At 69.0% G+C, this 536-nt stretch carries 1 protein-coding gene; it reads left to right on the top strand.

Going from position 1 to position 536, the window contains the following annotated elements:
* Positions 1-536, top strand: a 536-nt coding sequence (locus tag IE321_RS41700; RefSeq protein ID WP_190226808.1) for a GTP-binding protein, incomplete at both ends; no start/stop codon positions are given.

Below are 536 nucleotides of genomic sequence, written 5' to 3'. Positions count from 1 at the left end.
ACCACCAGCGCGAAGATCGTGGTGGCGGGTGGCTTCGGCGTGGGCAAGACCACGTTCGTCGGCGCCGTCTCGGAGATCAATCCGCTGCGTACCGAGGCCGTCATGACGTCCGCGTCCGCGGGCATCGACGACCTCACCCACACCGGCGACAAGACGACGACGACCGTCGCCATGGACTTCGGCCGCATCACGCTGGACCAGGACCTGATCCTGTACCTGTTCGGCACCCCGGGCCAGGACCGCTTCTGGTTCATGTGGGACGACCTGGTCCGCGGCGCCATCGGCGCCGTCGTCCTCGTCGACACCCGCCGCCTCGCCGACTGCTTCCCCGCCGTCGACTACTTCGAGAACTCGGGCCTCCCCTTCGTCATCGCCCTCAACGGCTTCGACGGGAACCAGCCCTACAACCCGGAGGAGGTCCGCGAGGCCCTCCAGATCGGCCCCGACACCCCGATCATCACCACCGACGCCCGCCACCGCGCGGACGCCAAGAGCGCGCTCATCACCCTCGTCGAGCACGCCCTCATGGCCCGCCT

Origin of the sequence: Streptomyces hydrogenans, from assembly GCF_014656075.1 — a bacterium.
In the GTDB taxonomy this organism is placed as follows: domain Bacteria; phylum Actinomycetota; class Actinomycetes; order Streptomycetales; family Streptomycetaceae; genus Streptomyces; species Streptomyces hydrogenans.
The sequence above is the reverse complement of the archived record's forward strand: the minus strand, read 5'-3'. Positions and strand labels throughout refer to the sequence as shown.